The following is a 6,044-nucleotide window of genomic DNA, read 5'->3' as shown; positions in this document are numbered from 1 at the left end:
CACAGTGGCCCATCCGGCCGTCAGCTCGGCGTGGGCCGGCGTGGGCCGGCGTGGGCCGGCGTGGGCCGGCGTGGGCCGGCGTGGGCCGGCGTGGTCAACGGTCGACGTCGGCCGGCATGGTCAACTCGGGTTTCAGGAAGTCGGCCGCTCAGATGGCGTGGGATACCGCAACTTCCGGGAACCCGAGTCGATCAAGCCGGCACCGGCCCCGGCACCGGGCGGGCATGATCCGGCCGAGTTCGGGCACGACGGGGCTAGACGGTCAGGGGCACCAGCCGGTCGGGGTACGGGTCGGTCAGGTGGCGTCGTCGTAGCTGGCGCGGGGGGCCGGAGCCGAGGGGCTGCTGGTGGCAGTGCCGGACCGGGCCTCGTTCGACCGCAGGTCGGCGGCGTTGGCCACGTCCTTCAGGTCGTTGTGCACGCCGCTGACGTCCGCGCGCAGGTTGTCGTAGACGCCCTGCAACGGCTTGCGGATCGCCGCCTCGTCCTCCTCGCTGAGGAGGTGCTTGCGGATGAACGCCTTCGGGTGCAGGTCTTCCAGCTGGATGTCGGTGCCCAGCTCACGGCTCAGGTCGCCGGTGGCGTTGCGGGCCATGTTGCGCAGGTTGCGCACCAACCGCAGGCCGTCGGTGATCACGGCGGGGAGCCGGTCGCCGAAGATCAGCAGCGCCAGGAGCAGCAGCGCACCGATCTCCCACCAGTTCAGGTTGTCGAGCATCCCGCGGGCCTCCTCTCGGCGTCAGCAGCAAGACTACGCACGGCGGACGGCTTTCGGGCAAGGGGTGCGCCGCTGTTCACTTCGCTTCCGTGGTGAGTCACTTCGCGTCCGCGGCGAGAGTTACCGAGGTGTTCTGCCGAGCGGAGCCACGCCGGTACTCGACGGTCACGACCGAGCCCGGCGCGTACTTGCGGACCAACGCGGTCAGATCCGTCGGCTCGGTCATCGGCCGACCGTTGATCTTGAGGATCACGTCGCCGACCTTCAGTCCGGCACCGTCCGCGGGGCCGGACGGCTCCACCTCGGCCAGCCGCAGGCCGCCCCCGACGACCCCGGTCGGGCCGTCCGCCCGGGCGCCGATCACCGTACGCCGGGCCTTGCCGGTGCCGATGATGTCCTGGGTCACCCTCTTGGCCTGGTTGATCGGGATGGCGAAGGCGAGCCCGATGTTGCCCGCCTCGTGTCCCTCGGCGACAAGTGACTTGATCGTGGAGTTCACTCCGACCACCCGGCCGGCGCCGTCGACAAGTGGGCCGCCCGAGTTGCCGTGGTTGACCGCGGCGTCGGTCTGGATGGCGGCGTAGTAACGCACCGGGCCGCCCGGCTCGCCGGCCTGCATCGTCCGGTCCAGCGCGCTCACGATGCCGGCGGTGACCGTGTTGGCAAGCGACAACGGCGAGCCGATGGCGAGCACGGGGTCGCCGACCGCCAGCGCGTCGGAGTCGCCGAACTCCACAGGTCGCAGCCCGGGACGACTCACCTTGATCACTGCGATGTCCGACTCCGCGTCCTGGCCGACGATGGTCGCCGGCGCGGTGCTGCCGTCGTTGAAGACCACCGAGGCCTTGCCGGTGCCGCCGGCCACCACATGGTCATTGGTGATCACATGGCCGTCGGCTGTGGCGATGAAGCCGGAGCCCTCACTGGTCCCGCCGAGGCTGCTCACCCGTACGGTGACCACGCTGGGCAGGACCCGTTCGGCGACCCCGGCCAGCGACTCCGGTTTGCGCTGCGCAAGCGCCGGCACCTCCGCGGGCGCACCGCCGAGGACCGCCGTGCCAGCGCCGCCACGCACAGCGAACGCGTAACCCAACGCACCGCCGAGGGTGCCGGCCAGCAGCGCGGTGATCACGGGAATGAGCAACAGGTGGCGCAGTGTCGGCCGGCCCGGCGCGTCGGGGTCGGTCACCGGCTCGGGCTCGGTGCCGGGGGCCACCACCCCGGGCACCACCACCGCGGTAGGGGCCGCCGGGTCGCGCCAGGGGTCGGCGAGCGCGTCCGACCACCAGGCCGACGTGTCGGCAGAGTTGGGCCCGCCCGCAGTCGACGCCGGCCAACCCGGTGTCGGCCCGCCGGGAGGCACCGGCCAACCCGGCGTCGGCCCGCCGGAAGGCACCGGCCAACCCGGCGTCGGCCCGCCGGAAGGCACCGGCCAGCCAGGTGCCGGTCCGCTGCCCGGCGAGGCCGGGGGCGTGCGGTCAGCCCCCGGCATGGTCGGCGGCCCCACCGACGGGGCTCCTGCCCCGGGCGGTCGCGCCGGAGCCGGAGTCTCACCGCCCCGGCGCCAGTCCCAGCCGTCGGTCACGTCGGTGCCTCCCAGTCCGTCCCCGGATCCCGCGCCGCGTCGCCCGGCCACGGGCCGGTCTGGTCGCGGTTGACGGGATACCGCCTCCAGGATTGCACGGATGGACGCGGTGCAGTCAGCGGTTGCCCCGGTGATCGCTTCCGGCGGAGGCGCGGCTGCGCCCCACGACGGTCGCCTCTACGCTCACAGTGCCAACCCGCCCCCGCACCACGCACCGCCCCCGGAGGTGCCCCATCGCCACGGTCGCCGGTTCCGGCAGTTCGACGACACAGGCCCAGCATTTCGCCGAGTCGTACGTCACCGAGGATCTCGTTCTGCGTACCGCCCGCAGCCTGGCCCGCGAGGTCGGCCTCGAAGCGGTCACCCCCGGCGCGGGGGCGGCGCTGCGGCTGCTGGCCGCCGCCGGCAACGCCCGTGCGGTGGTGGAGATCGGCACCGGCACCGGAGTCAGCGGCGTCTGGTTGCTGCGCGGCATGCGCGTCGACGGCGTGCTCACCACCATCGACGTGGAGGTGGAGCATCAGCGGATCGCCCGGCGGATCTTCGCCGAGGCGGGTTTCGCGGCCGGGCGTACCCGGATCATCACCGGCCGGGCGCTCGACGTGCTGCCCCGGCTCGCGGACGGTGCGTACGACCTGGTCTTCGTGGACGCGGAGGCGACCGGCTTCCATGCCTGTGTGGAGGCGGCGCTGCGGCTGTTGCGCCCGGGGGGCGTGCTGGCTCTCAACGGTGTGCTGGCCAGCGACCGGATCGGCGACCCGTCCGCCCGGGACGCGGAGACGGTGACGGTTCGCGAAACGATCAAGGCGGTCCGGGAGTCGGAGCACTGGATCCCCGCGCTGCTTCCGGTCGGGCACGGGCTGCTCGCCGCGGTGAAGTGCTGATCCGAGCCCAGGACGGGTCAGAGCCTCGGTCGAGCCGGGGCTCTGACCCACGCGCTAGTTGACGTCGGCGAGCCAGCGCAGCAACGAGCGGACGCCCCAACCGGTGGCGCCTCGGCTGACCTCGGCCTGGTCGCTGTCGGCCCAGGACGGGGCGGACATGTCCAGGTGCAGCCAGCGGTCTCGTAGGTCGCCGGTGAACTCGCGCAGGTAGAGCGCGGCCAGCACCGACCCGGCACCCTGGGCGGGCGCGCTGTAGAGGTCGGCGATCTCGCTGCCGAGGTACTCGACGTAGTCGGTGTGCAGCGGCATCCGCCACGCCGACTCGCCGGCCGCCTCGGCCGCCGCCAGCACGCTGGCGGCCAACTCGTCGTTCTCGCTGTAGAGGGCGGCGGTGCGCTTGCCCAGCGCCACCGAGTTCGCGCCGGTGAGCGTCGCCAGGTCGAGCAGCAGGTCCGGTTTGAGCTGCTGCACCGCGTACGCCAGCGCGTCGGCGAGGACCAACCGACCCTCGGCGTCGGAATTGGTCGTCTCGCTGGTCGTACCGCCGTAGTGCCGGATGACGTCGCCGGGGCGGAACGCCGAGCCGCTGACCATGTTCTCGGCCAGCGGGGTCAACGTGGTGATCCGGACCGGCAACCGCAGCGCGGCGGCACCCAGGGTGGCGGCGACGACAGCGGCCGCGCCGGCCATGTCCTTGCGCATCAGCTTCATCGACGCCACCGGCTTGATCGAGATGCCGCCGGTGTCGAAGGTGATGCCCTTGCCGATCAGCACGACGTGGGTGCGCGCGTTGGCGGGGTGCCAGTCCAGTTCGACCAGCCGGGGTCCGCTGGCGGAGCCACCGCCCACGGCGAGGATCCCGCCGAAGCCCTCGGTGGTCAGCTCGGCCGGGCCACGGACCCGCAGCCGCAGGTCCGGAAGGTCGGCTGCGGCGGAGGCCACCTGGTCGGCGAACCACTGCGGGGTCTTCACCGACGAGGGGGTGTTGGTCAGGTCCCGGGCGAGGTGGGTCATCGCGGCCGTGGTGCGGGCCGTGGCGACGGTGTCCTCGTACCCGGTGGGGTCGTCGAGCAGCAGGTCGACGCCGGTGAGCGCCGGTCGGTCGCCGGCCTCGGTGAGTCGGAACCGGTACGGGGCGAGCAGCAGCCCCTCGGTCAATCCGCGAACCGCGGCCACTGTCACATCGACCGGCAGCGCGATGGTGATATGCGTCTCAGCTGAAGCTGAGCGGGCCAGGGTCGCGCCGGCCGTCCGCCAGGCCGCCTCGCCGCCGTCGCCGATGCCGAGCAGCAGCAGCCGGCCGGGGGTACGCCCGGGGCGCAGCTGAGTGTGGATCTCGCCGGCTCGGCCCTTCAGCCGGGCCGCTGACGCCAGCGCGGCCGCCTCGTCGGCAGTGCCGTCCGGGCCCGCCACGGCGGTCGACACTGGCTCGGCCGAGGTGTCACCTTCCGCCGTCGAATCGGCGGAGCGGACGGGCAGGACGAGGACGTCGAGCCGCTCGGGCTCGGCGATCAGACGGATGGCGAGCACGCGGAACCGTACCTCCAGGAAAGAGTCGCGCGCCGGCGGCGAACCCACCTGCCCGCAGCGTTGAAGACCCTGAGCCACCGGTGGTTCCGGTGGCTCAGGGCCTGAAGAACGTTCCGGGCGGCGTGAGCCGCCCGGAGCACTCCTTACTCAGCCGGCCGCTGCCTTCAATGCGTCACCGAGCGCGTTGGCCTCGTCGGGAGTCATCTCGACGACGAGCCGGCCACCGCCCTCCAGCGGGACCCGCATGACGATGCCCCGCCCCTCCTTGGTGACTTCCAGCGGACCGTCGCCCGTCCGCGGCTTCATCGCCGCCATGTTGTCTCCCCTCAGACCTACACCAGGGTCGGTGGGTTGCCCCACAGCCACTTCGTCACGACCACCCGCAACGGTCACGGGGGTGTCGACAAACGATTTTCCCTGATGAACACCGCCGGACCCAAACCGGAGCAGCATTGATGTAACAGCATCTAGCTTATCTTGAGAAGGCCTGTCACAATGTGCGGTCATGCAGGCACGGTCGGCACTCTTCGACCTGTACGGCGACCACCTCCGTCCGAGGGGTGGCCGGGCACCGGTTGCTGCCCTGGTCAAGCTACTGGCGCCGCTGGGAATCGCACCGCCAGCAGTTCGCACCGCCGTCTCCCGGATGGTGCGTCAAGGCTGGCTCGAGCCCCTCCGGTTGGTCTCCGGACCGGGATATTCGATCACACCGAAAGCTGCCCGCCGACTCGACGAGGCGGCGGCCCGGATCTACCGGACCGGCCGGGTCACCTGGGACGGCCGGTTCGATCTGCTGGTGTTGGAGGCCCCGGGCTCCCGGCGGGACCGTCAGCGGCTCGCCGCCAACCTGAGCTTCCTCGGCTACGGGACGCTCGACGAGCAGACCTGGGTCGCCACCCGACCCGCCGAGGATGTCGACCTGCTGCTCGCCGAAACCGGCATCCGGTTCGAGCGGTTCACCGCCTCGCACTTCTCCGGCACCCCCGGCGCGATGGGCGTGGTCCGGCGCGCCTGGAACCTGGCCGAGATCGGCCGCGCCTACGAGCGATTCGTCGCGGACCAGCGCCCGCTGCTCGCCGCGGTCACAGTGCGCAGCAGCGACGAGGAGGCGTACGCGACGCGGTTCCGCCTCGTGCACGCGTGGCGTACGTTCCTCTTCCAGGACCCGCAGCTACCCCCGGCGCTGCTGCCCGAGCGGTGGCCCGGCACCGCCGCGGCCAGTTTCTTCGACCGGCACGCAGCACGCCTGCGTCCGGCCGCCGACCGGTACGTCGAACAGTGCCTCGACGCCGGCAACCGCATCGTCCGACAGAAGGGTCGTTAGACA

The 6,044-nt window shown here is 72.2% G+C and carries 6 protein-coding genes; 2 read left to right on the top strand and 4 right to left on the bottom strand.

Annotated features, from left to right (window positions below):
- Positions 1–295 precede the first annotated feature (295 nt).
- Together AB0C20_RS11670 and AB0C20_RS11665 are read right to left on the bottom strand one after the other, a co-directional pair.
- The gene (locus tag AB0C20_RS11670) at positions 296–718 is read right to left on the bottom strand and encodes a preprotein translocase subunit TatB (protein WP_091394791.1); all 423 of its coding nucleotides are present in this window, start codon (positions 716–718) and stop codon (positions 296–298) included.
- Positions 719–815: 97 nt separating this feature from the next.
- On the bottom strand, positions 816–2,114 hold the full coding sequence (locus tag AB0C20_RS11665; RefSeq protein WP_357567882.1) for a trypsin-like peptidase domain-containing protein: 1,299 nt from the start codon (positions 2,112–2,114) through the stop codon (positions 816–818).
- 377 nt (positions 2,115–2,491) lie between these two features.
- Here AB0C20_RS11665 and AB0C20_RS11660 point away from each other — a divergent pair, with 377 nt between their 5' ends.
- The gene (locus AB0C20_RS11660; protein WP_357185977.1) at positions 2,492–3,187 is read left to right on the top strand and encodes an O-methyltransferase; all 696 of its coding nucleotides are present in this window, start codon (positions 2,492–2,494) and stop codon (positions 3,185–3,187) included.
- A 54-nt stretch (positions 3,188–3,241) separates the two neighbouring features.
- Here AB0C20_RS11660 and AB0C20_RS11655 read toward each other — a convergent pair whose 3' ends face one another.
- Together AB0C20_RS11655 and AB0C20_RS11650 are read right to left on the bottom strand one after the other, a co-directional pair.
- Positions 3,242–4,717 carry a leucyl aminopeptidase family protein gene (locus AB0C20_RS11655; protein ID WP_357567881.1) on the bottom strand — a complete coding sequence of 492 codons (1,476 nt, stop codon included), beginning with the start codon at positions 4,715–4,717 and terminating at the stop codon, positions 3,242–3,244.
- Positions 4,718–4,864: 147 nt separating this feature from the next.
- A complete protein-coding gene (locus AB0C20_RS11650; protein ID WP_007455245.1) occupies positions 4,865–5,032 on the bottom strand; it encodes a DUF3117 domain-containing protein in 168 nt (55 codons plus the stop codon).
- A gap of 190 nt (positions 5,033–5,222) precedes the next feature.
- Between AB0C20_RS11650 and AB0C20_RS11645 the strand changes: the two genes are divergently transcribed.
- Positions 5,223–6,041 carry a PaaX family transcriptional regulator C-terminal domain-containing protein gene (locus tag AB0C20_RS11645; protein ID WP_091394799.1) on the top strand — a complete coding sequence of 273 codons (819 nt, stop codon included), beginning with the start codon at positions 5,223–5,225 and terminating at the stop codon, positions 6,039–6,041.
- The last annotated feature ends 3 nt before the right edge of the window (positions 6,042–6,044 follow it).

The organism is Micromonospora sp. NPDC048843 (assembly GCF_040649965.1).
In the GTDB taxonomy this organism is placed as follows: domain Bacteria; phylum Actinomycetota; class Actinomycetes; order Mycobacteriales; family Micromonosporaceae; genus Micromonospora; species Micromonospora hortensis.
The sequence above is the reverse complement of the archived record's forward strand: the minus strand, read 5'-3'. Positions and strand labels throughout refer to the sequence as shown.

Bases quoted from the DNA above. Each gene is read 5' to 3' on its own strand.
- AB0C20_RS11670 (WP_091394791.1), bottom strand. From the start codon at position 718: ATGCTCGACAACCTGAACTGGTGGGAGATCGGTGCGCTGCTGCTCCTG.
- AB0C20_RS11650 (WP_007455245.1), bottom strand. From the start codon at position 5,032: ATGGCGGCGATGAAGCCGCGGACGGGCGACGGTCCGCTGGAAGTCACC.
- AB0C20_RS11645 (WP_091394799.1), top strand. From the start codon at position 5,223: ATGCAGGCACGGTCGGCACTCTTCGACCTGTACGGCGACCACCTCCGT.